This is a genomic window from Bacteroides gallinarum DSM 18171 = JCM 13658, assembly GCF_000374365.1.
Taxonomy (GTDB): Bacteria; Bacteroidota; Bacteroidia; order Bacteroidales; family Bacteroidaceae; genus Bacteroides; species Bacteroides gallinarum.
In genome coordinates this window covers 41,444-68,072 of sequence record NZ_KB894128.1, presented here as the reverse complement: position 1 = coordinate 68,072, position 26,629 = coordinate 41,444, and the positions used below count along the sequence as shown (strand labels likewise).

Here is a 26,629-nt window from a genome sequence, read left to right as displayed (position 1 = left end):
TTCGCAAAAGCCCCCATGATACTATTGAAGAAATTCCGTAAATTTGTCAGCAGAAACGATATACTATGAATTCAAGAATAACGCTTTGTATCTTATACCTGCTCTCGGCCGCCCTATGCTACGGGCAGAAAGGCAAACTTTTTACCGTAGACAGGGAACTGTCGAGCAGTATGCTCAACAGCATTTACCAAGACAAGGAAGGCATCGTATGGATAGCCACGGAGGACGGGCTGAACCGGTACGACGGCGCCAAATTCACAGTCTACAAACACAATCCCGGCAACGAACACTCTTTATGCAACAACTACGTCCGCATCCTGTTCGAGGACTTGCAGGACAATTTCTTCATAGGTACGCTCAGCGGTATACAGACCTACCACCGCGCAACCGGCGTCTTTACCGACATCCCCATGCTTTTCGACAGCGGCGAAACAATGGAAGCCAATGTATCCGCTATCATCGAACGCAAAAACGGCGACATACTGATAGGCACGTCGGGGCACGGAATATTCTCCCTGCACACGGAAGAAGGGCGCTTCGTAGCCCGGCAGCAGCCTGGGCTGGTTCCCAGCTTCCTGATAGACCGGCTCTACGAAGACTCGAAAGGACGGCTATGGATAATCACCGGCGACAAGGGAGTGTACAGCATCGGACAGGACAACCGCCTGGTACACCACCGGCATGAAAAGGAAATGGCATGGCCTTCCTCTATCTGCGAAGACAAAGCCGGCAACATATATGTAGGATGTATGAAGAACGGGCTGTTCAAATACAATCCCAAGGCCGGCACATTTGTCCGCATCCCGTATGCACCCAACCCTCACCTGCCCGTAAAAACGCTGTATTCGATGAACCAGGACGAGATATACATCGGGACAGACGGTAACGGGATGAAGGTGTACGATATCCGGAAGGGGACAATAGAGGAAAGCCGCCTCAACATCACCAGTTTCAACTTCGACAAGGCCAAGATACACTCCATACTGAAGGACAGGCAGGGAAACATCTGGTTAGGATTCTTCCAGAAGGGGGTTATGATAATTCCGCCCGTAACCAACAACTTCAAGTACATGGGTTACAAATCTTCCACCCACAACACGATAGGTTCCAGTTGCATCATGTCGGTATGCAAAGACCACAACGGCACATTCTGGATAGGCACGGACAACGACGGGCTGTACAAAATCGCTCCGGACGGAACCCTCGAAGCACATTTCGAACCGGGCAAAGACGCCGGGCACTCGGTATCGCCCACCATTATGAGCATCTGCGAGGATTCGGAGCACACTATCTGGATAGGCTCCTACCGCGACGGGCTTGCCAGGATGAACCCGCAAACCGGGTACTTCGAATACGTCCCCCTGCCAGACCGGAACAAGAGACACGTACAAAGCATATACAGCATCGTAGAGGACAAGCACAAGCAGTTATGGGTAGGGGCTATGGGAGCAGGGCTGTACCGCATCGACCTGAAAAACCGGGAGGTATTCCGCTGTCCTACCCCGACAAGCGGTCTCGAATACCGCCTGGACGGTAACATACTGCACAACTCATGGATTAACTGCCTGCTGTACACCGCCGGCGACAAACTTTACATAGGCACTTACGACGGGCTGGGCTGCCTCGACATCCCGACGATGAACTTCGCCTCCACCTACCGGGTGAACCGCCTGCTGCAAGGCGAAGTAATCTATGCGCTGCACGAAGATGCGGCAGGCGATATCTGGGCAGGTACTTCACAAGGGCTGAAACGGCTCAATCCCCGGACGCAGGAAATCCGCAGCTACACCCAGGCAGACGGCCTTCCCAGCAATTCCATTTCCGCTATTGAAGGAGATGCGAACGGCAATTTGTGGATAAGCACCAACTTCGGCATCTGCCGGTTCAACCCGGATACGCAGGCTTTCGTCAACTTCTATGCGGGCGACGGCTTGCAGGGCAACGAATTCAGCAAAGGGGTATCCTTTGCCGGACGCCAGGGCGAAATCATCTTCGGCGGAACCAACGGCATCACCTACTTCAATCCGCAGGAGATAACGAGCCCCAACAAGAAACCGGAAATACGCATCACGGACTTCTACATCCACGACAAGGCGGTCGTAGCAGGAATGAAGTCGGGGCGACACGATATCGTTACGACTGCCGTGATGAATGCCGACAAGTTCCGCCTGTCTTACAAGGACAACTCTTTCAGTATCGAATTCTCCGCCATGGAGTTTTACGCTCCCGAGCGCATCAGCTACTCGTACGCATTCAACAACGACACGTGGGTGAACCTGCAACCCGGAGTCAACCGGGTATCGTTCAGCGACCTGGCGCCGGGTACTTACCACTTCAAGGTAAAGGCGCGCGACTATGACTCCTGCTCCGACACCCGCAACCTGACTATCGTCATCTCCCCGCCCTGGTATGTATCCTGGTGGGCGAAAACGGCGTACTGCCTGGCATTCGTTCTCCTCGCCTCTTTCATCATGTACCAGGTGCGGCAACGATACCGCGCCCGCCAGAGAATGTTGGAGCACATCCATGCCGAACAGTTGAATGAGGCGAAGTTGCAGTTCTTCATCAACATCTCCCACGAGATACGTACTCCGATGTCGCTCATCATAAGCCCGCTGCAAAAGCTGATGAGCACGGACAGCGACCGGGAACGCCAGCGGAACTACAACACGATTTACCGCAACGCCGAGCGAATTCTCCGGCTCGTCAACCAGCTTATGGACATCCGCAAGATAGACAAAGGACAGATGCAGCTCAAGTTCCGGGAGACGGAGCTCGTGAGCTTCTTGCAGGATTTATATTACACTTTCGAATACCAGGCAACCGCCAAGCACATCACGATGAGTTTTCTGCCGGAAACGGAAGAGCTGAAAGCCTGGATAGACCCGAAGAACTTCGACAAGGTTATCCTGAACGTGCTTTCCAACGCCTTCAAGTTTACGCCGGAGAACGGCAGCATATGTATCCGCCTGAGCACCGGCAGCAACCCGGACGCACCGCAGGCAGCCTTGCGCCGTTACTTCGAAATCAGCATAGAGGACAGCGGAACCGGTATCGACGAAACCGAGATAGAGCGCATCTTCGACCGCTTCTACCAGGTGCGCAACAGCCGGAACACTTCGGACATCGGTACAGGCATCGGGTTGCACCTCACCCGCTCGCTGGTGGAGCTGCACCACGGTACTGTTACTGCCGAAAACAACAAGGGGGCTGCCGGATGCCGTTTCATCATCCGCCTGCCTTTAGGAAAAGACCACCTGACGCCGGAAGAACTGGACGACCCGGCAACAGCGCCGGCCGCCGTGCACATAACCACGGCGTTGCCCACCCCGCCGCTTGCGGAGGAGCCCGGAAAGATACATGCCAAGTCCAGGTACCGCGTACTGGTGGTAGAGGACGACGAGGAGATACGCCGCTACATCTGCCGGGAGCTGGGCAGCGACTTCCACACACAGGAGTGCGGCAACGGCAAGGAGGCGCTTGCACGGGTATTGAAGAAAGCGCCGGACTTGATTATCAGCGACATTATGATGCCCGAAATGGACGGTATGGCTCTTTGTACGAAGATTAAGCAGAATATCAACATCAACCATATCCCCGTTATCCTGCTTACCGCCAAGACACGGGAGGAAGATAATCTGGAAGGCCTCAGCACCGGGGCGGATGCCTATATTACCAAGCCTTTCAGCATCGAGATACTCCGGCAAACCGCCCTCAACCTGATTAAGAGCCGGGAAGTGCTGAAAAACAGCTTCCGGGGCAGCCAGGAACAGGAGGAACGGATACAGAAGTTAGAGGTGGAGTCGCCGGACGAACGCCTGCTGAACCGTATAATGAAGGTTATCAACGACAATATAAGCAATCCGGGACTGAATGTCGAAATGATTGCCGGAACCGTAGGCATCAGCCGCGTACACTTGCACCGCAAGCTGAAGGAGCTCACCAACCAGTCTACCCGCGACCTGATACGCAATGTCCGGCTAAAGCAGGCTGCGGACTTGCTGTCCAAGAAGAGGCATAACATCAATGAAATCGCCGCCTTGACGGGTTTCACCAATGTAGCCTACTTCTCGACTGCTTTCAAGGAGTTATATGGAATGACGCCCACCGCCTACATGGAGCAGAGCCTGCAACCGCCTACTCCGGACGGGGAATGAAGCAGGGCGACTCGTCCATATACAGATAGGTTTTCCGGTATCCGCCTAAATCGACCACAATCTTTTCAAATACGATTCCCGGGTCTAAAGGTTTCAACGTGAGGGTGCGCAGCTTGTCGCCGGCAGCCGGCAGCTTCAGCTTCACCTGGCTCTCGACCACTCTCCGGGCAACGGTCGGATAGAATACCGAGTACACATTCTCCGGTTCTTCGTTCAGGTTGGCATTGAAGTTAACCGTTTGCGTATCGCCGCCGGTGAAACCGACTTCATATTCGTGCCCTTTTGTATCATGGAACGCCAGCGTGGACTTTACGACGACATGCACGGTTACTTCGGTAACATCTTCGGGGATTTCCATTTTATAGGAAAGGGAGGCTCCGGCAACCTCTTTCGAGTAAGGCATCAGCGCCATTCCGCTCAATGTGCGTCCCATATAGGGGATAACCGTCCACTGTGCCCCGGCAGCGTCTTTTTTCTCGAAATAGTGCTCGGCTTCCATTGCCACTACTCCGTTACGGGACTTGAATACATAGCCGCCCGCCGCCTGCTCCGGCGCTTCCACGCGATATGTTTCCGGCAGTTTGTCCTCCGGGAAGTTGTCGTTCCATGAGGTATAGCCGATGTGTTTCTGTATCATCATATTCTTCCACTTGCCGCCGGACATCACGTTGTTGTAGTCGTGGCACAAGTCTTTATCCCGCTTAAAAGCCTGCTCTACCTTATCCGCCCAGTAATTTGCCTGCGGGTTGTTCTCTTTGTAGAGCTTGTGGTTCATGGCCTGCGCATAGTACATCTCGTACAGGTTGGCCATTGCCTGGACCGGGAACAGGATGAGTTGCTTGTACGCATCCTTGTACGCCGGCTCGAGCGATATATACTGGCGTAACGCTTCCGCCTCGAGCTTTATAAACTCGTCCGAAACCTGCTTCCATTCTCCGGTTTCCAGGTTATAAGTTCCGCTATCGAGCATCTCGGCGGTAACCCTGCCGGCGTATTTGCTGTACAGGTTCAGGATGCGCATGGCTTCATCCGCCTGCTCCTCGCCGAACTGCTGGGCGCAGAACCCGCGCGGATGCTCCAGCAGGTTGTCCGCCGTGTAGCGTTTAGGGTTCCATGCCATGTCGAGGAACAGGGTAATGGGGTATTCCATGGGCTTCAGGTCGCCCACATTGAGTATCCATAACTTGTCTACTCCATAGTCGTAGGTCAGTTGCAACTGTTCCCACATGTTCTGGATAGGGGTTACGTTGAGCCATTTCGTATTACGGGGCGCACCTACGTAGTCCACATGATAGTACATGCCCCAGCCTCCGGGATGTTTCCTCTCTTCCGCATTGGGCAGGCGGCGCACATTGCCCCAGTTGTCGTCGCTCAGCAGCATGATGACATCGTCGGGTACTCTGAGCCCCATATCGTAGTAGCGCTGTACTTCTTTATAGATAGCCCATACCTGCGGACGCTTTTCCGGAGCCTTCCCCGTTACTTCCTTAATGATGCGCCGCTGGTTCTTGAAGATTTTCTCCATTAAGCGCATATTCTCTTCGTCGCGCGGTACATACTTGTCGTCTTCTCCTTCTTTTCCGCCCATGGGGGTATCGCCGTCGCCGCGCATGCCGATAGTTATCAAATCTTCCGTACCGGCTGCCCGTTCGATACCTTCGCGGAAGAAGCGGTCGATGACTTCCTGGTTGGAGGCATAGTCCCATACTCCGTATTCCTTGCGCTTTCTCGCCCATTCCTGATGATTGCGCGCCATAGGTTCGTGGTGGGAGGTTCCCATAATGACGCCCATTTCATTGGCGGTCTTGCTGTTCTCGGGGTCGTCGGCATAGAAGCTCCAGCCCCACATGGCAGGCCACATGAAGTTGCCGCGCAAACGGAGAATCAGCTCGAACACGCGGGCATAAAAACGGTGGTCGCCGTAATCCGTTCCATAGGTGTGCTTTACCCACCCCGTAAGGCAAGGAGCCTCGTCATTCAGGAAGATACCGCGGTACTTCACTGCCGGTTCGCCCGCCGTATAGCTTCCGCGGGCAATGGATAAGTTCTGCTGCGGCACTACCGGCACATCAGCCCAGTCATACCACGGCGAGACGCCTATCTGCTCCGAAAGCTCGTATATTCCATAAATCGTTCCGCGCTTATCGCTTCCCGCAATAACCAGCGCCTCGTCCACATTCTCCAAAGGGGCGGATACTACGGTCATCAAGTATTTTTCGTTCTTGGATTTCAGCAACGAGGCGTCTATCTTCTTGGCTTTCGCCAGTTCTTTTATATAGCGGCTGTGGAGCGTACCCACTATAATCATACGTTTTGCACGGGGTTCGAACTGCAAATCGGCAGCCTTGCCGGTTACCCGCTTAAAGTCGCTCCGGAGGTTTTTCGCCGCTATCATTACGCCGGCATCTTCCTGTTCGTCTATCAGGATAGCATCGGGAACGCCGTTCTCTACAAGCGTAAAGCGGTCGGGAGCCAACCGGGCGGAGGTGATGCCTTTATGGTCTATGGCTCCTGCATCCAGGCAGAAAAGGGAAAACAGCAATATTCCCAAACTTTTTTTCATTTTCATCGTATTCATATCGTTTAGTTATCGTATTTAAAATAGTCTACATCTACATAGCCTCCCAAGGATTTCGTCGCATAATTGAATATAGCGAACTTACTTCCCATAAAGAACTTGGTATAGTCGAAAATCATCTTACAGGGTTCTCCTATCCGCTTCCACTCTTTGTTGTCGTAGCTGTAATAGAAAGTGGCTTCGTCTTTCTTGTCGGCAAAGTCGCCGTCGATGCGAAGATAAACAAAATCTTTCTCACAAGCTACACGTTCTTTCTCTGCTACATCCACTGCCGTCACCCGTTTTTTCTTTTCCGACAGGCTGACGGACTGGGTGGACATCACCAGGTGTTTCTTCCCGTTCTCCTTTACCACGGCAAGTACTCCCGACAAACCGTTGAAAGCGCTGAAGCCTGCTACGTCTCCCTCTTTCATCTTCGACACGTCCATGGCAATTACGCCGCTGCACCGGGGTCCGCTCATGCGTTGGGTCAGTGTATTGGGAGCGAGGAACAGGTTGTCTGCCACCCGCCCCGTTTTCAGCCGCAGAAAGCCCGGACGCTCGGTCAGCGACCAGCAATCGTCCAGCGGGTTGTGGTTCCACTGCCAGTTAAGGCTCAGCTTGCCGGTACTGAAATCGTCGCTTCCCATAATGCTCCCCTTGCATTCGTCGGGATAGGTGGTCATCGTCATCGACTCGGGCACGCGCCCTTCGGCATCGCCCAGCATCGGCCAGCCGTCTACCCAGCGGCAGGGCATCAGGGTAGGTACGCGCCCTATGCCGCCCCGGTCTTGGAAGATAAATCCGTACCAGTTGCCGTCGGGGGTATCCACGATGCAGCCTTGCCCCACGCCGCCGTAGCCCTGGAACTCGGTTTCGAGGATGACTTTCTTCTCATACGGACCGGTAATCTTGTCGGCACGGTAGCATACCTCGCGGCGCAGCCTGCCGGGTATGCTCCAGTCCATGGATATCATCATCAGGTAGTACTTGCCGTTATGTTTGAAAGCCTGGCTTCCTTCCAACAGTCCTTGTTCGTCGGCATCGCGTTCGAATATTTTCATATCTATGCCGCCGGGTTCCACGTCGCTGAGGTCGCTCTTGAGCTGGCGCAACTGTCCCGTTCCGTAAAACAGGTAGACTTTACCGTCGTCGTCGAAAAGCAACGAGGCATCGTGATGATGAGGCGGACGCGAAACCAAGGTCCACTCGCCGGCAGGGTCTTCGGCGGTATAGATATAACCGCGGTAGGGTTCGTCATTGGGCGAGAACCATACATAGAACCGCCCGTCGTGATAGCGGATGCTCGATGCCCACTGTCCGCGGCCGTATGCGGTTCCTTCCTTCAAATCGTAACGGGGCAGGTCGGTGAGTTTCTGGAATACGTAGCTGATAGTTTCCCAATGTACCAGGTCTTTCGAACGCATCACCGGACAACCGGGCATCAGATGCATGGTAGTACTCACCAGGTAGTAATAATCGCCCACCCTTATCATCGACGGGTCGGGCACATCGGCATTTATTACCGGATTGCTGAATGTTTCCTGCTGCTGCGCAGCCGCTCCCAACGAGAGAAGAAGCAGAACGGCCGAGACAGTTATTTTCTTTAAATTCATAGGTTATTATTTAAGTATCGTTCCATATACGTGTTTCTCAATCCAGGGCAGCCCGTTCGAATATATATTCTTTACCGGGTTCCGTCTGCACATCGTACTCATATACTTTATAGAGTATGGGGAGCTGGGGTGTTTTCAACGCTTCGGATTTCAAGGGCTCGGCAATCATTGCCGGTGCATACAGCATGTTGGGGCAATCGCCTTTTGCCGGTTGCAGCCCCGTTCCCTTCAAAGGTACATAACTGCGGATGCGCAGCACGCCTCCTATGCGTGAGCGGACTTTGGCATGAAGCAGTTGTGCACCGCTCCACTTCATATCCACCACAAAACCGCCGCGGGCTACCAGACCGCTGATGCTGCCTTCGCTCCATTCTTCGGGCAGGGCAGGGAGTAACTGCACCGCTCCGTCGTGGCTTTGGAGAAGCATCTCGGCCACTCCTGCCGTATAGCCGAAGTTACCGTCTATCTGGAAAGGCGGATGTGCATCGAACAGGTTGGGATAGGTACGCCCCTGCGGAAACTCCCGCGTCTTGTCATCGCCCGGAAGGATGCGGAGCATATTCTTTATAATCTTGTAGGCGTGGTTGCCGTCGAGCATACGTGCCCAGAAGTTTATCTTCCAGCCGATACTCCAGCCCGTCGCAGCATCGCCCCGCTGCAAGAGCGTATTCCGGGCAGCCTGGAATAGTTCGGGATGAAGCCTCGGCGAAATCTGGTTGCTGGGGTACAAGCCGTAGAGATGCGAGATGTGACGGTGGTCGTCGCGGGGATTATCGGCATCTGCCAGCCATTCCTGGAGCTGGTTATAATGTCCTATCTGCATAGGCGGCAATTGCTTGACAGCGATAGCCAATGAGTCCCGGTATGCCTGCGGCTCGCCCAATATGCGGGCGGCAAGCATCGTGTTATAGAGTGCATCGAACGCTATCTGGTTATCCATAGTACATCCGGCGGTAATGGAGGAACCGGCATAACCGTGTTCGGGCGACATGGAAGGGGCTGTTACCAGCCAGCCGTTGCCGGGGTGTTTCACCAAATGGCTCAGGTAGAAATCGGCAGTGCCTTTCAGTACCGGATAATACCGCTGCAAGAACTCTTTGTCGCCGGTGAAAAGGTAGTGTTGCCACAAGTGTTGCGCCAGCCAGGCTCCGCCATTAGGCCACATGCCGAAATAAGCGGCATCCACCGGCCCGCTGGCGCGCCATATATCGGTATTGTGGTGGGCTACCCAGCCTCGCGCTCCGTAAAGTGTTCCGGCGGTTTTCCTGCCGGTCGTGCTCAGCTCGCTCACCATATCGAAAAGCGGCTGGTGGTTTTCCGACAGGTTCGTTACCTCGGCAGGCCAGTAGTTCATTTCCGCATTGATATTGATTGTGTATTTGCTGTCCCAGGGGGCATTGACGCTGCCGCACCACAAGCCTTGCAGGTTGGCGGGCTGGCCGCTGGGCTGCGAAGAAGAGATTAGCAGGTAACGGCCATACTGGAACATCAGCGCCACGAGGTTCAGGTCGTCTCCGCCGGCAAAAGCGGCGACCCGCTTATCCGTCTCCAATGTGGAAGCGGCGGTAGAAGGTATGGAAAACTTCACGCGGTCGAACTGTTCCTTGTAGGCGGCAATATGATTGGCAAGGGCTTGCTCATAAGGAACTTTCACCGCCCGCTTCAAAACGGAGGAAACACGCTTAGACGCATTTCCGCTCACATCGCGGTAATTCACAAAATTCGTTGCGGCGGCTATATAAAGGGTGGCTACGGTAGCCCGGTTCACAACTACGGATTCGTCGGATTTACCGGACTTCCCATCGTGTTTCACCAGCACCCGGCACTCGGCATTCAGCGCCGCAGGTACTCCTTCCTGTTCCGCACCTTCGCACTTCACAATCAGTTCATTGCCTTTCGCCTTCACGGTATGTTTCAAAGGAGAGCCGTAGTTCAGGCTAAAATCCAGCGCTCCCGGTTTGTCCGCTTCCATGCGTACGATAATCACATCGTCGGCAAGCGATGAAAAGACGGTACGGGTATATGTTACCCCGCCTGCAACGTAACGGGTAACGGCCGTAGCATTCTCTATATCCAGTTCACGGTAGTAGTTTCCGGCATTTCCATGCCCCGGCTGCTCAATGAACAGACTACCCATTGTAAGGAAGCGCATGCCGTGTTGTCCGGTAAAGAAGTTCTCATCTATCAGTTTCTGGGCTTCCGCCGGGCGGTTGGCGAACACAAGTTCGCGCACTTTTGCCAGGACTTCTTTTCCTTTCGGATTGTCATTGCTATAAGGTCCGCCTGCCCAGAAGGTTTCTTCATTGAGCTGTATTTCCTCTTTGTCCGTACCGCCGTAAACCATAGCTCCCAGGTGGGAGTTGCCCACAGGAAGCGCTTCCACCCAACGGCGTGCCGGTGTAGAATACCACAGCTTCATCCGGGTTGCTTCCTGCTTGTTCACCAATGCTTTGTAACCCAGCAGTTGCAACATGGTTTCGGCATAGCGGGCTCCGAGCATACGGTATCCGCGGGCAGTAAAATGCAGATTGTCTCCGGCTGCCGGACAGCCTGCGGAAGAAACGACATGCGCCGTAGGGATTACTTGCGGCAGCGTATCTATTATTTCATTCATGCTTGCGCAGACGCCTTTCTGGTCGGCATGTACCACCTCTCCCGCCAGCAAAGGAACTTCTTCGGCTTTCAGGTTCAAATCTGCCAGCAAGTTCTCATATACTTCTTTTAGCTTTTGCGGCCACTCTTTGTCGCCTGTATTCGACTCTCCCTGGTGTACCAGAATGCCTTTTATCACTCCGTCTTTCTGTGCTTTCCTCGCCAAGTCCACCAACCGGCCGTAGGGATTGTTATCGTAAGACTTCGCCATGTTTTTCAACCAGTCGGGCTGGGAAACGATATGTGCCGCATAATTCTCCTTATCGAACAGTTCGATACGGCAACCGCCGATAGCTACGTTGATAACTCCCACCTTTATATCCTGCGGCAGATTATCTACCATAGTACGCCCGAAATAGTCGCACGGGGTCAGCCCCGTATGGCAACGGGACAACGGCGGAACGGCCTTATACCATTCGCCTTTCACCCTTCCCCGCTCGGGGCAGCCCACTGCGGACATCATCAGGAAGCGTCCGCTGATTCCTACACTGTCCTGCGGCTCCACACGTGCATTACCTTCCATATTCGACTGTCCGAAAGCCAGGTAAATATGAAAGTTCTTATCCTGGGCATACATAGCCGGGCAGCTTCCCAGGAGCAGGCAGCCCAGCAACAAATTAATCACCCTGTTTTTCATTCTTATTTTTAAGTTTGCAATAGTTAATGGTTTTCTGGAAATATAATCCGGTAGTTTCCGCTCAGGTGCATGAAAGCGAACAAACGGAGAAGCCCGTCGTAATAGGCGTCGAAATATCCGTCGTCGTAAGGAACGTGTTCCGCATTCCATAAACGGTCTACAAATTCGCGGCTCTTGTCGTGCGTACACACCAACGATACCGCAGCCGTAGTGGCAACCAGCCCCAGGGAATGTCTCAACTTTTTATAGCCTCCGGCTCCCAGCAGTTCCGCCACCGGCGTACCGTCCACGTTATACTGGTCTACAAAAGTATCTATGCCTTGGGCGTAAAAGAAGTTTTGTATCTTGTTTCCGTACTCTTGCTGCCACTTCCTGTCTGCACACGCCCACGAGTAATCCAGTGCTATGTTCATGGGTACGCGCCAGGAGTCGAAACGGAAAGCATCTCCTATAATCCGGTTGCTGCCGAGCAATGTACCGTCATAGTTGTTGTAGTCCGGATTAAGCCCGGTCACGGGATGAATGCTTTTATGCAGGTATTCGCGGCTCTTGCGGGCACACTCCCGCCAGAATTCGCTTCTTCCGTCTTTCGCCCACCGTGCCCATACTTCATAAAATGCGGGAACATGGTAAGAAGGGTCTGTAAACCGTCCTCCGAAACGGTCTGGGGTGAATGTTATCAGCCGATGCTCCAGGTTGATAAGGGGAGCAACCCTGTCCATGCCTGCTTTCTGCATGGAGCAGTCCAGGATATGCTGCGCCTCGGCAAGGTAATCGATACCCGTATCGTTGCCCCAGCGGTTGGAGGCGAAGATAAGCGCCGTTACGTAATAAAGTTCCCCGTCGGAAGCCGGTCCCTGTGCATTGCGTGTACCGTCGGTCTTGCAACTCCATGCAAAATATCCTTTCAGGGGACCTTCCTGATGTTGCATGTATTTCTTTCCCCACCGCCATAAACGGTCAAAGATATCTTTCCTGTCGAACTGGACTGCAATCATCAACCCGTAGGACATTCCTTCCGTGCGTACATCATGGTTCTTTATATCGCTGATGTAGGCCAACGAATCGCCCACTTCGAAATAGACTTTGTGTGGTCCGTAAAAAACACTCTCGAACACCGATTTCAATTTCGCGTCTATATCTTCCTGCTTATAACCCAGCTCTGCAAAGAGGTTGCGGTAGTGTCTCGTTTCGAAAGCACCTTTAGTATAAGGCCGTCCGTTCTCGCCCGGGTATTCCGGTTCTGGGTCTGCCCACGGCATCCATTTCAAATAGTCCACATCCGCAAACATCTCGGCTTTGGTTACCGCGGTGTTCACATCCGCCTTACCCAGCAGGAATTTGTCGATAAACGCCTCTACTTCCGGGTACTGGCTCTCGGGAAGCATACAGTGCATATGGCCTCCCTGAAAGGAAAATCCCATGCGGTCTTCTATACTGAAAGCTTTCCATACCGTCCGCGCCGCCTGGCAGGAAACGTAGTCCGACTCTTCCGCCAACCATTCGTAATCGGTATTTCCCAGTACCAGCAATGCGCGGGGAGCAATCAAGGCAGCCAGTTCGTGGTGGTCTACCGGCAAGCGGCTCACGTTTTTACCGGCAAACTGCCGCATGCTCTCCAGGAACCAGGCGTAGTTAGTGCGTCCCAAGGTTTCTACATTTCCCAGGGTTTCGGAAACACGCCAGGCATCGACGCCTCCCCCGCCGGGCTCCTGGGCAATGGTCAATGCGATGCGTTCATCGAAAGCACCGGCAAACAACGCCATTTTACCTGCAAATGAGCAACCGGATATAGCCAGGCGGGAAAGGTCGATGTGCGATTTCTTCCCTACTTTTTCCAGCCCGTCAATCAGCCGGCTTACTCCCCACGACCATGCACAATAGGCGCCCATTTCCGTCTGGCCGGGATACAAGCGATTTATTGGCTCGGCGCCACGTTTCTGCGTATGGGACATGACTTGCGTAAAGTCGAACGTAATCTGTGCGATTCCTCTCTTGTCGAACAATTGGGGCGGAAGGGAACCGGTAGGCCTGCCTATCCCGATAATGGCAGGAAACGGCCCGTTACCGCCGGGATATTTTACAGGCGCCGTCAATAGCAATGTCTCACCGTTTTCGTGCACTGTAACCCGCAACGTATCGTTGTGCAAAACCGCTTCTATGCTGTCCTTCGAAACAATGGGGTTCATTCCCAACTCATAGTGTTGCAGTTGCCGGGCTATCTCGAAGCGGCGGCGTTCCCAATCTTCGAAAGCGGTCGAGCGTCCGCTCCCGTCGGCCCATGCAAATGGGTCGGGAAGAGCGGTTATCTCCGGTAATTTATCTATCGGGGGCATTTCGGGAACGGGATAGTTACCGCCCATACATTCCCTGTCGTAAACCAAAGGTATCTCCGTTTGCCCGAAAGCCGCCGTCTGCGTCAGTAATAAAGTAATCAAAGCTATTCTTATCTTTTTTATATTCGTCATGGTATGTGGGTCTTAAGGTGTGCAATGTGTTTACTTTTTGAATAAGTGGGGAACGAATTCGCGCAGGCAACGCCGCCACGTCAGCCATTCATGCCCCGTACCCTGCGACTCGTAATAGGTAACGTCGATGCCGAGTTCGTGCAAAGAGTCCGCAAGTTGTTTCGTGCCGAACTGTTCTTCCGTTCCGCATCCCAGGAATAAGTAATGGACTTTTTTATTGAATTTGCCGGCATCGGCAAACACGCCGTCATAACACGTCTTTACATCCAAGCCGAAGATAGCACCGCTGAAAGCGCCGATATAAGAGAACTTATCCAGGTTGGGCAAAGCTGTGCTGAAAGTCTGATGTCCGCCCCATGACAACCCTGCCATGGCACGGTGTTCGCGGTCTTTGCAGGTACGGAAATTCTTATCAATCATCGGTATCAGGTCGTTCAGCATCACGCCATAGAAGGACGCACCGTACAGAGCCCTTTCCTCGTTCACATCTTTGCCTTTCCGGGGAACGAACGGAGCCTCCACATCGCCGCTGTCCATTACGACAAGCATCGGCTCGCATTGGTCGGAAGCTATCAGGTTGTCCATAATGTGCTGCATACATCCCTGCGTAGACCAGCCCGTTTCATCTTCTCCCATACCGTGTTGCAGATAGAGTACCGGATAGCGTTTCTTTACGTTGGTTTCATACTCCGCCGGTGTGTACACCATGCAACGGCGGAATTCTTTCTTCGTTTCCGAATAGTAGATGCAAGAACGTACTTGCCCATGAGGTACTCCCTGCTGCGGGCGGTAATAATCGCCTTCTTTTCCTTCGGGAACTTCTATCCCGCTTGCCATACGGCAACATCCGAAGAATGTGTAACTGGACGGGGCAGCTACGGACACGCCGTCCGCTATCAGGAAGTAATAATGGAAGCCCACAACGAGCGGGTCGGTTTTCACTGTCCAGAAACCCTCCGCATCTTTCTGCATATCATATTTCTTTCCGCCGCAATCTACCTGGAGCTTGCTTGCCTGCGGAGCATAGAAACGGAAATAAGCACAGCGGTCGGCATCCAGGCGAGGATATTCATAACCGGGAATATTGGTGGATGCGGCCTGCGTAGCGTTTTTTACGTCCTGTGCCACCGTATCTTCTTTATCGAATTTCCACCAGTCGAAATTAAACAGTTTGCATCCTTTCCTTCCTTTGAATACGAAATAAACATCGTGTACTCCCGTCACCGGATTCGCTACGGCAGCCTGCATCGTTGTCCAGCACTCCCAGCCACCGGTATGGGGAACTGCGATTTCCGCTATCAGGGCTCCGCCGATACTGTCGGTACGCACTTCTATCCGCCCGCCGCGCAGTGCGCTCGCAACCGATGCGGAGAACCGTTTCGGCGACCAGTTGCCGAAGTCTACCTCACGCACTTTGATATAATCGCCATTATGGATTTCAGATATGTATATGCCTGTTTGTGCATTAGGCTCCGACTTTACCCCTTCCGAGAAGGCGATGGTTTCGGCCTCTATCCTTCCGTAAGGGCTGAGCTTGCCAACCGGTTTCACTCCCTCGCGCGTGGCATTGATAATAGGAAAAGTCCCGTCTGCATTATACGTAAACTGTTCCACCGCCACACTGCGTCCGAAGCCGCCCCCGCCGGGCAGCTTCCCGGTATGGTAGAAGAAGTAGGAATTTCCTTTATAATCCGTCACCCCGCAATGGTTCGTAAATGAGCCCGTATCTTGCAACGGCATAATCTCTCCCATATATTTCCACGGTCCCAGGGGGGTGTCTCCCATCGAATATGCAATATGTTCGGGTACGCCTCCGGCAGCATAAAGCAAATAATACTTCCCGTTGCGTTTGTGAAGCCACGGTCCCTCCGTATAGGTATCCTTATATTTTTTACCCTTCACGCGTTTGTCCGGGTTAGGAGCTCCGAAGCTTTCGACAGTCTGTTCCATTTTACGGACTTCACCCTTCAATGAAACCATATCCTCGTTCAGTTCCGCATAATAGATGTTGGGATTTCCCCAATACAGATAGGCCTGTCCGTCATCATCGATGAAAACGGTAGGGTCGATGAAATCCCAATTGCCGTCGTAAAGCGGCTTACCGATAGCATCTTTAAAAGGGCCGAGCGGAGAATCTCCCACCGCCACGCCTATCGCCATGGCATTAGTCAGCTTGGAATGCAGGCAAACGTACCAATAGAACTTTCCATTACGCTCGATGCATTGCGCCGCCCAGGCACGGTCGTCTGCCCAGTCGAACGACTCGATAGCAAGCGGAGAACCGTGGTCAGTCCAGTTTACCATATCTTTTGTGGAATAAACGCGCCACTCCTGCATCCAGAAGAAGTCAGCTTTATCTTCGTCATGCCCAGTATAGACATACAGCGTACCGTCGTGCACCATAGGAGCCGGGTCGGTAGTATAACAGGTTTGTACTATCGGGTTCTGTCCCTGCACGACACCGGCCAGCAGCAAAGCCACTCCACCCATTATACCTTTCTTGATACTCGATAAATTCAATGCGGTTTTCATGTTCATTTCATTACATTTATTTTGTCGTTTTTATTTTATTACCTTCTTAGTTTACAGTCCGTCGCCTTTCCGATAAGGGCTTTCCACAAGATTCAGGCGGCTCGCCTCATCTCCGCCGCAATCCACTATTATTTTATGCAACACCATAGCAGGCGCCAATGGACGGATTGTCAATGTATGTACGCCCTTACCCCAGTCGACCTCCGGAAAATAAACCGCTGATTCTATAATCCGGGCTGCACCGGCAGGATACATCTTGGTATAGCAATTAGCCCAGGTCATCTCCGAATTATAGTTGATAATCCGTTCCTTTCCACCGTCCAGGCTAATGGCATAACTATGTCCGCCTTTAATAAAAGGTAATGTACTATCCAGAATCAACCGCAGGCGAACTCCTTTCAATTCGGATTTAAGCTTCATCCGATATGTCAGCGAAGCACCCTCCACCGGCTTATCATACGGCATCAATGCCAACCCCGACAGTGTACGGCCTAAATCTGGAATAACCGTCCAGCGGGTGTCGGCACTTTGCGTGCTTTCTACAAAATGCTCGGCCTCCATAACAACTACCCCTCTCGCCTCTTCGTACACATAACCTCCCGGCCGGTAAGCATCGGCATCCACCCGTTTCACTTCGGGCATTATATTTCCCTCTTTAGGCTCGTCCCAACTGGTATATCCGATGTGGGTCTGGTCCATTAAATGATTCCATTTTCCCCCTGCGATATTGTGATTGTAGTCATAACAGAGCTCTGCATCCCGCTTAAAACAATATTCCGCCCTATCCGCCCACTCATTGGCACGCGGGTCGCCGTCGGCAGCATATTTGCGGTTTACAGCCACGGCATAATATAGCTCATAAAGATTGGCCATGGCCTGTACCGGAAAAAGTATCAGTTCCTTATAAGCATCTTTCAGCTTGTCGGGCAATACCCGGAACTGGCGATAAGCATAAGCCTCCAAGGCAAGAAACTCATCCGTTACGGCCTTGAACTCTCCATTGGAAAGATTATACGTCCGGCTGTCGAGCATCTCGGCGGTTACCCGGGCGGCATATTTGCAATACAGATTCAAGATGCGGGCGGCCTCTGCTGCATATTCGTCTCCAAATTGCTGCCTGCAAAAGTTACGGGTATAATCCGACAAGTTACCGGCAGTGAACCGTTCCGGATTCCAAGCCATAGTCAAGAAGAAATCGGTGGGGAACTCATTCGGCTTCAAATCGCCCACGTTCAGAATCCACATTTCATCCACCCCATAAGTATATGTCAGGTACAACTGTTCCCACATATGCTGAATCTGTGTCATGTTCAGCCATTGATAAGCGCGCGGCGCACCATGCAAGTCTACATGATAATACATACCGTATCCGCCGGGATGCCGCTTGGCATTCAAATCCGGCAAACGGCGTACATCGCCCCAATTGTCATCGCAAAGCAAAATCATCACATCATCCGGGATTTTCATTCCCTTATCATAATACTCCAGCACTTCGCTGTAAAGTGCCCAAAGCTGGGGAGTTTCGGAAGCCGGCTTACCGGTAACGTCCGCAATGATTTTACGCTGTTCTTTTACAATATTTTCCAGAAGCCGCGTATCCGTGTCAGGGCCCATCGGAGCATCTCCGTCGCCCCTCATGGCTATGGTCACTACTTCTTCCTTGCCTTTCATACGTTCAATCCCCTCACGGAAGAAACGGTCTATATTCTCCTTATTCGTCTGATAATTCCACGGGCCGTACTCCTTGCGCTTGCGTGCATATTCCTGGTGGTTCCTTGCCATCGGTTCGTGATGCGAAGTGCCGATTATGATTCCCATTTCGTCGGCCAAGGGACTATTCATCGAGTCGTCGGCATAGAACGCCGCACTCCACATGGCAGGCCACAAAAAATTTGCTTTCAGGCGAAGCAGAAGCTCATACACATGCACGTACATCTTACTGTTGAATCCACCGAACTTTTCGGTAGTCCATCCTCCCATACACGGCCATTCGTCATTGATAAAAATGCCGCGATACCGTACTGCCGGTTCTCCGTCCGTATAGATACCGCCTTTTATATAAACAGCATCCCGGCGCGTTACCGGAACATCCGCCCACCAATACCACGGTGATATCCCTATCTGGCGCGAAAGCTCGTAAACGCCATAAATCGTACCCCGCTTGTCACTTCCGGCAATGAGCAAAACATCTCCTTCCACTCCTTCCAACGGCGCATGAAGCGTGGTTATGATAAACTTCTCGTTTTTATCTTCCAGCAGCCCGGCATCCAGCTTACCGGCTTTCACCAGCCGGCGAACCAACGGGCTTTTATCATAAGAACCGACTATGATGCGTATCCCTTTGCCGGCATCATGTACCAGTTCCGGACGTACGGCAGTAACTTTTTCAAAATCCGTTTGCAAATTCCGGACAGCAGTCAATACTCCCTTATGTTCCGCCTTATCGCACCAGACGGCAAATGACCTGTTTTGCGGAGTAACCAACGCAAAACCGGTATCCTGCGGACCGAATGCTACAAACGTATCAGCCGCTCTTAAAGAAGATGCCGGCAACAATACCGCCACCCATAATAAAATTTTCCGAATGGCCTCCGCATTAAAATAACAATATCCTTTCAAGGCAAAAAACATAAACCGATAAGTAGACAAGCGTGTTTTCATTTTCTTTTCCTTAGTGAACGACATATTGCAAAGGAAAGCATCCTTTATCAAATTGCATTCAAACCACGTTTCATAAACTTTCGCCTATGTTACAAATTAGTTTCTTTTATACACCTATTTCCTCCAAAATCATCATTGAACCATATTTCATTAAAAACTTCACAGAATTCATCGGGCGTAACGAAAGTTTCCATAATTTTGTCTTCGATGAAAAACATATCATATGAAATACATAATCAATCTACTATTTCTACTTTTTTCATTACCCCTCGCCGCGGAGAAATACTGTGTATTCACTCCGATTAACGGAACGGACGGACTGGCCGGAAACAGGGTGCGCAACATTACCCAATTACCGGACGGGCGCATGATGATTATTACCGAGGGGTTGTTGAACTTGTACGACGGAACCGATTTCAGTTACCTGCATTACAACCGGAAACATATCTGCCCACTGTCGGCCTATTCGGGCTTTCATCACGAATACATAGATTCTCACGGATACATGTGGCTTAAGAACCAGCACCAGTTAATGGTCGTGGACATAGGACGCGAATGTTTCGTAGAGCGGCCGGACAGCCTGCTTGCCTCATGGGGTATCAGCTCGCCCATGAAGGACTTCTTTATAGACAGGACTAAAAGCCTGTGGGTCATAAGCGAAAAAGACGAACTGGTACGTATAGACAGGGAAAGCCTGAAAGCAGAAACTTTCCTGCCCCATATATCCCTGACTGGCGATACCGCCGACCAGGTGTACGACCTCGGCGTAGTGAAAGACCGCCTGTACCTTTTTTACCGTTCCGGCTTGCTGGTTTGCTATAATCTTGAATCGCGTAACGAAATTTACAGGCAGAAATTACCCGATGAGCTTCCCGAAGGAAAATATGAAAACACCTCCTACGTAGTACCCGGCAACGACACTTTCTATCAATTGCGCAACGGCAACAGAGGCGGGGTGATGCTGAACTACGACATAACAAGAAGGAAGTGGAACATCGTGCTCCAGACCGGGCAATGGCTCAACAGCCTTTCCGTTGATAAAGACGGCAGCATATGGGTCAGCGGCCATATGGGTTTATGGAACATCGACGCCGGACTGGAAAAGAAGCAACACATACCCAACCTCAAACTGGTAGACGGGCGCACTATCCATACGGAGGTAAGTACTCTTTATAACGATAATCAGGGAGGACTATGGTTAGGAACCCTGAACCGAGGTATACTCTATTACCACCCCAACCGTTTCCGTTTCCAGAATATCGGTAGCAGCTTATTCCCGGTTTCCAAAAACGCCAATCTGTCTGTTACCTGCTTTGCCACGGATAAAGAGGAGAATATATTGGTAGGTACAAAGAAAGGATTGTTCTACTATACTCCTTCCGGCGGCAGCTTAACCCCGTATTCGCAAGCACTGTCCGCCACTTGCTGCAACGCCTTATTCAAAGACAGCCGGCAACGAATCTGGCTGGGGACCACCGGAGAAGGCCTATTCTGTATCCTGCCGAACGGAAAGACCGAACAATACCTGTTGCCCGGATACAACATCCGTTCCATTATGGAACTGCCCGACGGAACATTCCAGGTATGTATCGACAAGCAAGGCTTCGGAACATTTACCCCCGAAACCGGGAAATTCGAAAAAGAAGCGGAAATACCCGGTACAAACAATTCCACCGTTTACCAACTGGTTCCTTATGGAAAAGACAGCCTGGCAGGTATCGGGCGGAAAGGGTGGTTTATCTATAACCGCCAAAAGAAAGAATACCGCTTCAATCCCACCTCCCACACCTGCAACGCCATTATGGTAGACAACCGGAAACAAATCTGGGTTGGCCTGGAAGACGGATTACTGCTATGGAACCCCGATACCGGACAGCAGAAAACATTCTACACCACCGACGGATTAGTCAACAATTCCATACGCTCTATAATCCAGGCCGGGGACAATACTGTCTGGGTATCCACCTCCAACGGGATAACACGCATTACGACCGGCAGAAACAAGGAGCAGACACCCTATTCATTCGCCAACTTCAACCGGTACGACGGCGTAATCACAGATGAATTTTGCGAACGTTCCGCTTTCGCGGCAACCGACGGAACATTGTATTGGGGCGGTATCAACGGCTTCAACACAATCGGAACCTCTCCCGCCGTAACGGATAAAGCATACTCTCCCCCTCTGTTCACCGGCCTTGAATTGCTGGGAGAGCAGGTGGAGAACGGTAAAAGCTACAACGGCAACCGGATACTGTCCCGGCCTATCACCCAGACTAAAGAAATCGTCCTGGAACACGACCAGAATTTCTTTACCTTAGAATTCTCCGCCTTGAATTACATCAACCCCACACAGACATATTACCGTTATCGATTGACAGGCATCGACCATTCGGAGAGAGAAATCCGTTCCTCTGCCGGCAAGGGGTACGCCACCTACACCAACCTGCCTCCCAGAACCTACACATTCCGGGTACAGGCCGCCGATAACAGCGAAGTATGGCCGGACAAATATGCGGAAATGAACATCACGATAAAGGCTCCGTTCTGGAAAACGCCCTATGCCTATCTCTTTTACGCTCTGTTCACGACAGGAAGCATCATCTTCCTTATCCTTATATATATACGGCGCAAACGCCGGAAACTGCTGCGCGAACAGAAACAGAAACTGGACGAGATGAAAACCGTTTTCCTGCAAAACGTCAATGAGGAACTGAAAGAGCCTGTCGACCGGATTATCGCCCCTTTGGACAACCTGCTGCAATATGCGGACGAAGGAAAAGACAAACTGCAACTCGAGGAAATCCGGAACAATGCCGCAGCGCTGAAAGAGCTGGTTGAGCAGCTTTCGGAAGGTATATTGTCTCCTCTGTCGCCCGGCGAAAACGAATGGACACAGGAAGAACTGCTACTTAACATGCGCCAGTTGTTAGAACAGCAGGAAAAGCGGAAAGAACAGTTAAAAAACACCCGTAAACCCCTGCCGGACGACTCCCTTTTATCGGCTGCCGATGAAGCTTTTCTCCGTAAAGTGCTGCAATACGTAGAGCAGAACCTCGACAATCCCGCCTATTCGGTGGAAGTTCTGAGCCGCGACATGGGCATGGACCGCACGGGACTTTACCGTAAACTCATTTCGGTAGTGGGGAAAACGCCCACCAACTTCATCCGTTCCATTCGTCTGAAACGGGCAGCCCGGCTCTTGAAAGAAGGTTACACCGTAGCCGAAGTAGCCGACCTCGTCGGGTTCAGCACTTCCAGCTACCTGAGCAAGTGTTTCCAGGAGGAATTCGGCATGCGCCCTTCGCAATACGTAAACCAATGGAAAAAGCGGTAAAAACTCCCCTTTTTCAACGAGAGTGTTGCTTTCTGCAACATTTGTAACCGGCATTCAAGCGGTTTCAGACTACTTTTGCAACATCATTCAAACATAAAAGAACAAAGTATCATGAAAAATGCAAAAGTAGGAATTGCCGGAATATCGCTTCTTATATCCGGTTGGTTAACGGCACAGAACACAGAAGGGATACTCCCCGACTTGAACATGCCCGTTATCCAGACAAAGTACACGGCCGACCCGGCCCCGATAGTACACAACGACACGGTTTATCTCTATACAACCCACGACGAGGACGATGCAGAGGGTTTCAAGATGCGGGAATGGCTGTTATACACTTCCACCGACATGGTGAATTGGCAAGACCGCGGAGCCGTGGCATCGCTCAAAGACTTCGAATGGTACAAAGGCGATAACGGAGCATGGGCTCCCCAGGTCATCGAACGCGACGGTAAGTTTTATATGTACTGCCCCATTCATGGAAACGGCATCGGCGTACTGGTTGCAGACTCCCCTTATGGGCCTTTCAAAGACCCGATAGGCAAACCGCTCGTATGGCAAAAAGAGCATTGGGATGACATCGACCCTACCGTATTCATCGACGACGACGGGCAAGCATATATGTATTGGGGAAATCCGAACCTCTACTATGTCAAACTCAACAAAGACATGATTTCCTATACGGGCAACATCGTAAAGACTCCGAAGATTGAGGACTACCAGGAAGGTCCCTGGTTCTACAAACGCGGTAAGCATTACTACATGGCATTCGCCTCGACCTGTTGCCCCGAAGGTATCGGTTATGCCATGAGCGACAGCCCTACGGGACCCTGGCAATACAAAGGCCACATCATGGACCACACCCCCAGCACCCGCGGCAATCATCCCGGCATTATCGACTATAAAGGCAAGTCCTACTGCTTCGGACTGAACTATGACATTTTCCGCCTCGAAACCAGCCGCCACGCAGAACGCCGTTCGGTTTCCGTGGCCGAGATGCAATACAACCCGGACGGAACTATCCGCGAGCTCCCCTACTTCCTTGACTGCAAACTGGAACAAATCGAGCACTTCAACCCTTACCGCAAAGTAGAGGCCGAAACCATGGCATGGGGATATGGGCTGAAAACCACTCCTAAGAACGTATGGGGCAGCGACCGGTGCAACCAATTGGTAACCGGCATAGACGAAGGCGAATATCTAATGGTAAAAGGGGTGGACTTCAAACAAGGAGCAAGCCGGTTCAAAGTATCCGCCGCCTGCCACCTTTATGGCGGCTACATCGAAATCCGTATAGATTCGGAAGAAGGGGAATGTATAGGAACCGTCCATATAGCCAACACTAAAGATAAATTAAAGGAATTCGAAACCGGCATAAAAGAAATCGAAGGAATACACGACCTGTATTTCGTATTCAAAGGCAACCGGTTACAGAAGAAGAACCTGTTCATGCTGGACTGGTGGGAATTCAAGAAATCAGATAAATAACATACATACGAAAAGAAACTTTAAGCAACATGAAAAGAAGTATCGCAATCATGGCCTTGTGCCTGCTCGCCTCATGGACATGGGCACAAGAGTATCAAAAAACCGCATCGGGCATTAAAACCACAATTCCCGGCAAGCAGACCGACGTAGAAATCCAGTGGTTCGGTCCCCGTACCCTCCGCGTATTAAAAACGCCCCAGGGCAAGAGTGTGGACAAGAAAAGCCTGTCCGTCATTGCACGACCCGGAAATCCGAGTATCAAAATCACCACTCCCGGAAACGGCCGCATCGTTATGAAAAGCCAGTCGCTCACGGTAACACTCAATACCCAAACAGGTATTATCAGCTATACCGGAGCCAACGGCGGTACATTGCTCAGCGAACAGGAAAACAGCAAAGCTTTTACACCCGTCAGCGATGCCGGACGTGCCACCTATGCCGTTTATCAAGGTTTCACCACCGACAAAGAAGAAGGCATTTACGGACTCGGGCAATTACAAAACGGACAGATGATGCAACGCGATATGACCAAACATCTGGTTCAGGGCAATGTAGAGGATGTTTCCCCCTTCTTCCAGTCTACCAAAGGCTACGGTCTGTTCTGGGACAACTATTCGGGAACCACATACACCGACAACGAGCAGGAAACCTCCTTCCGCTCCGAAGTGGGCGACTGCATAGACTACTACTTCATGTACGGCGGCTCTGCCGACGGAGTCATAGCCGAAGTACGCGCACTGACCGGCGATGTACCGATGATGCCGCTTTGGAGCTACGGATTCATGCAGAGCAAAGAACGGTACAAAAGCCAGGAAGAAACAGTAGGAGTAGTGAAGAAATACCGCGAACTGGGCATTCCGCTGGACTGCATCATTCAAGACTGGCAATACTGGGGACACAACTATCTCTGGAATGCCATGGACTTCCAGAATCCCGCCTTCAGCCGCCCCAAAGAAATGATTGACGAAGTACACGCCATGAACGCCCGCATGATGATTTCCATTTGGTCGTCGTTCGGTCCTGCCACCAAGCCTTACAGGGCACTGGACAAGGAAGGACTGCTTTTCGACATCGAAACCTGGCCGCAATCCGGTGTCGAAGGCTGGCCGCCCAACCTGGAATACCCCTCCGGAGTACGCGTGTACGATGCTTACAGTCCCAAAGCCCGCGACATTTATTGGGAACACCTCAACAAAGGCATCTTCCAGCTCGGTATGGACGGCTGGTGGATGGACTCTACGGAACCGGACCATTTCAATCATAAAGAAAGCGACTTCGACCGCCAGACCTTCCTCGGCTCTTACCGCAGCGTGCGCAATGCCTATCCGCTCATTAGCGTAGGCGGTGTTTCCGAACATCAACGTGCGTTGACCCAAGACAAGCGTGTTATCATCCTGACCCGTTCCGGCTTCCTGGGACAGCAGCGTTACGGTTCCAACGTCTGGTCGGGCGACGTACAATCCTCCTGGGACATGTTCCGCAAGCAGATAACGGCAGGGTTGAACTTCTCGCTGACCGGCATGCCCCACTGGAACACTGACCTCGGCGGCTTCTTCGCCGGTTCGTACAACAAGAGCTGGGCAGACAACAGCGCCACCCGCAACCCGATGTACCAGGAGCTCTACGTGCGCTGGTTGCAGTTCGGTGTTTTCTGCCCCATGATGCGCAGCCACGGCGCCGACGTTCCGCGCGAATTCTACTGGTACGGCAAAGCGGGCGAACCCGTGTACGACGCCCTGGTCGATGCAGTCAAGTTGCGCTATACCCTGTTGCCATACATCTATTCCACTTCATGGGACGTAACGCACAACCGCTCCACCTTTATGCGTGCGCTTTTCATGGATTTCCTGAACGACAAGCAGACATGGGATATAAACAATGAATACATGTTCGGCAAATCATTCCTCGTAGCGCCGGTACTCCATGCCCAATACACTCCGGAAGTGCAGCAAAAGAGCCTGAAAGAAAACGAAGGTTGGAACCGCGACCATAAGGCGACCGTCGATACGCCCGTACTTGCCGACTTTACCCAGCCCAAGAGCATGGAAGTCTACCTGCCCGCCGACACACGCTGGTATAACTTCTGGACGAACGAAGCCGTAGAGGGCGGACAGAAACTCACTGTTTCCACCACGTTCAACCGTATCCCCCTCTTTGTACGTGCCGGCAGCATCGTTCCGTTCGGCCCGGATGTGCAGTACACCGGTGAAAAGAAATGGGACAACCTGACCCTGTGCATATATCCCGGCGAAAACGGCAGCTTCACCCTTTACGAAGACGAGGGAGACAATTACAACTACGAAAAGGGAGCTTACACCGAAATCCCGATGACATGGAACAATGCCAGCAAGACCCTCACTATCGGTACACGGAAGGGAGCATACAATGGCATGCTGGAACAACGCCGCTTTACAGTGAAAACAATAGACGGCAACAGCAAGACAGTTACCTATACGGGAAAGAAAATAAAAGTTAAGTTGTAGTTATCCTACACAGACAAATGAATTGCCCCATGACAACAATGTAT

The 26,629-nt window shown here is 51.9% G+C and carries 10 protein-coding genes; 4 read left to right on the top strand and 6 right to left on the bottom strand.

Annotation, left to right across the window (positions count from 1 at the left end; genetic code table 11):
• The first annotated feature begins 65 nt into the window (after positions 1-65).
• Positions 66-4,157 carry a two-component regulator propeller domain-containing protein gene (locus C233_RS0109560; protein ID WP_018667378.1) on the top strand — a complete coding sequence of 1,364 codons (4,092 nt, stop codon included), beginning with the start codon at positions 66-68 and terminating at the stop codon, positions 4,155-4,157.
• Here C233_RS0109560 and C233_RS0109555 read toward each other — a convergent pair.
• The 6 genes from C233_RS0109555 to C233_RS0109530 all read right to left on the bottom strand — a co-directional run bounded on the left by C233_RS0109555 (position 4,138) and on the right by C233_RS0109530 (position 19,250).
• Entirely contained in the window at positions 4,138-6,726 is a 2,589-nt protein-coding gene (locus C233_RS0109555) for a glycosyl hydrolase 115 family protein (RefSeq protein ID WP_026314812.1), read from the bottom strand. The genes C233_RS0109560 and C233_RS0109555 overlap by 20 nt on opposite strands.
• A 14-nt stretch (positions 6,727-6,740) precedes the next feature.
• On the bottom strand, positions 6,741-8,330 hold the full coding sequence (locus C233_RS0109550; RefSeq protein ID WP_018667376.1) for a glycoside hydrolase family 43 protein: 1,590 nt from the start codon (positions 8,328-8,330) through the stop codon (positions 6,741-6,743).
• Between the two features lie 37 nt (positions 8,331-8,367).
• Positions 8,368-11,559, bottom strand: coding sequence for a glycosyl hydrolase family 95 catalytic domain-containing protein (locus C233_RS0109545; RefSeq protein WP_039747434.1), 3,192 nt, complete (start codon positions 11,557-11,559; stop codon positions 8,368-8,370).
• An 83-nt stretch (positions 11,560-11,642) separates the two neighbouring features.
• Positions 11,643-14,087 (bottom strand): family 8 glycosyl hydrolase, encoded by a 2,445-nt coding sequence (locus C233_RS0109540; protein WP_018667374.1) that lies wholly within the window; start codon positions 14,085-14,087, stop codon positions 11,643-11,645.
• 30 nt (positions 14,088-14,117) lie between these two features.
• A complete protein-coding gene (locus C233_RS0109535) occupies positions 14,118-16,625 on the bottom strand; it encodes a family 43 glycosylhydrolase (RefSeq protein WP_018667373.1) in 2,508 nt (835 codons plus the stop codon).
• A gap of 45 nt (positions 16,626-16,670) precedes the next feature.
• Positions 16,671-19,250 (bottom strand): glycosyl hydrolase 115 family protein, encoded by a 2,580-nt coding sequence (locus tag C233_RS0109530; RefSeq protein ID WP_018667372.1) that lies wholly within the window; start codon positions 19,248-19,250, stop codon positions 16,671-16,673.
• Between the two features lie 253 nt (positions 19,251-19,503).
• Here C233_RS0109530 and C233_RS0109520 point away from each other — a divergent pair, with 253 nt between their 5' ends.
• From C233_RS0109520 to C233_RS0109510, 3 genes are all read left to right on the top strand, one after another.
• Positions 19,504-22,614 (top strand): two-component regulator propeller domain-containing protein, encoded by a 3,111-nt coding sequence (locus C233_RS0109520; protein ID WP_025068717.1) that lies wholly within the window; start codon positions 19,504-19,506, stop codon positions 22,612-22,614.
• A gap of 111 nt (positions 22,615-22,725) precedes the next feature.
• A complete protein-coding gene (locus C233_RS0109515; RefSeq protein WP_018667370.1) occupies positions 22,726-24,102 on the top strand; it encodes a glycoside hydrolase family 43 protein in 1,377 nt (458 codons plus the stop codon).
• Positions 24,103-24,131: 29 nt separating this feature from the next.
• Positions 24,132-26,585: a glycoside hydrolase family 31 protein gene (locus tag C233_RS0109510; RefSeq protein ID WP_018667369.1), complete on the top strand. Its 2,454-nt coding sequence runs from the start codon at positions 24,132-24,134 to the stop codon at positions 26,583-26,585.
• Positions 26,586-26,629 lie beyond the last annotated feature (44 nt).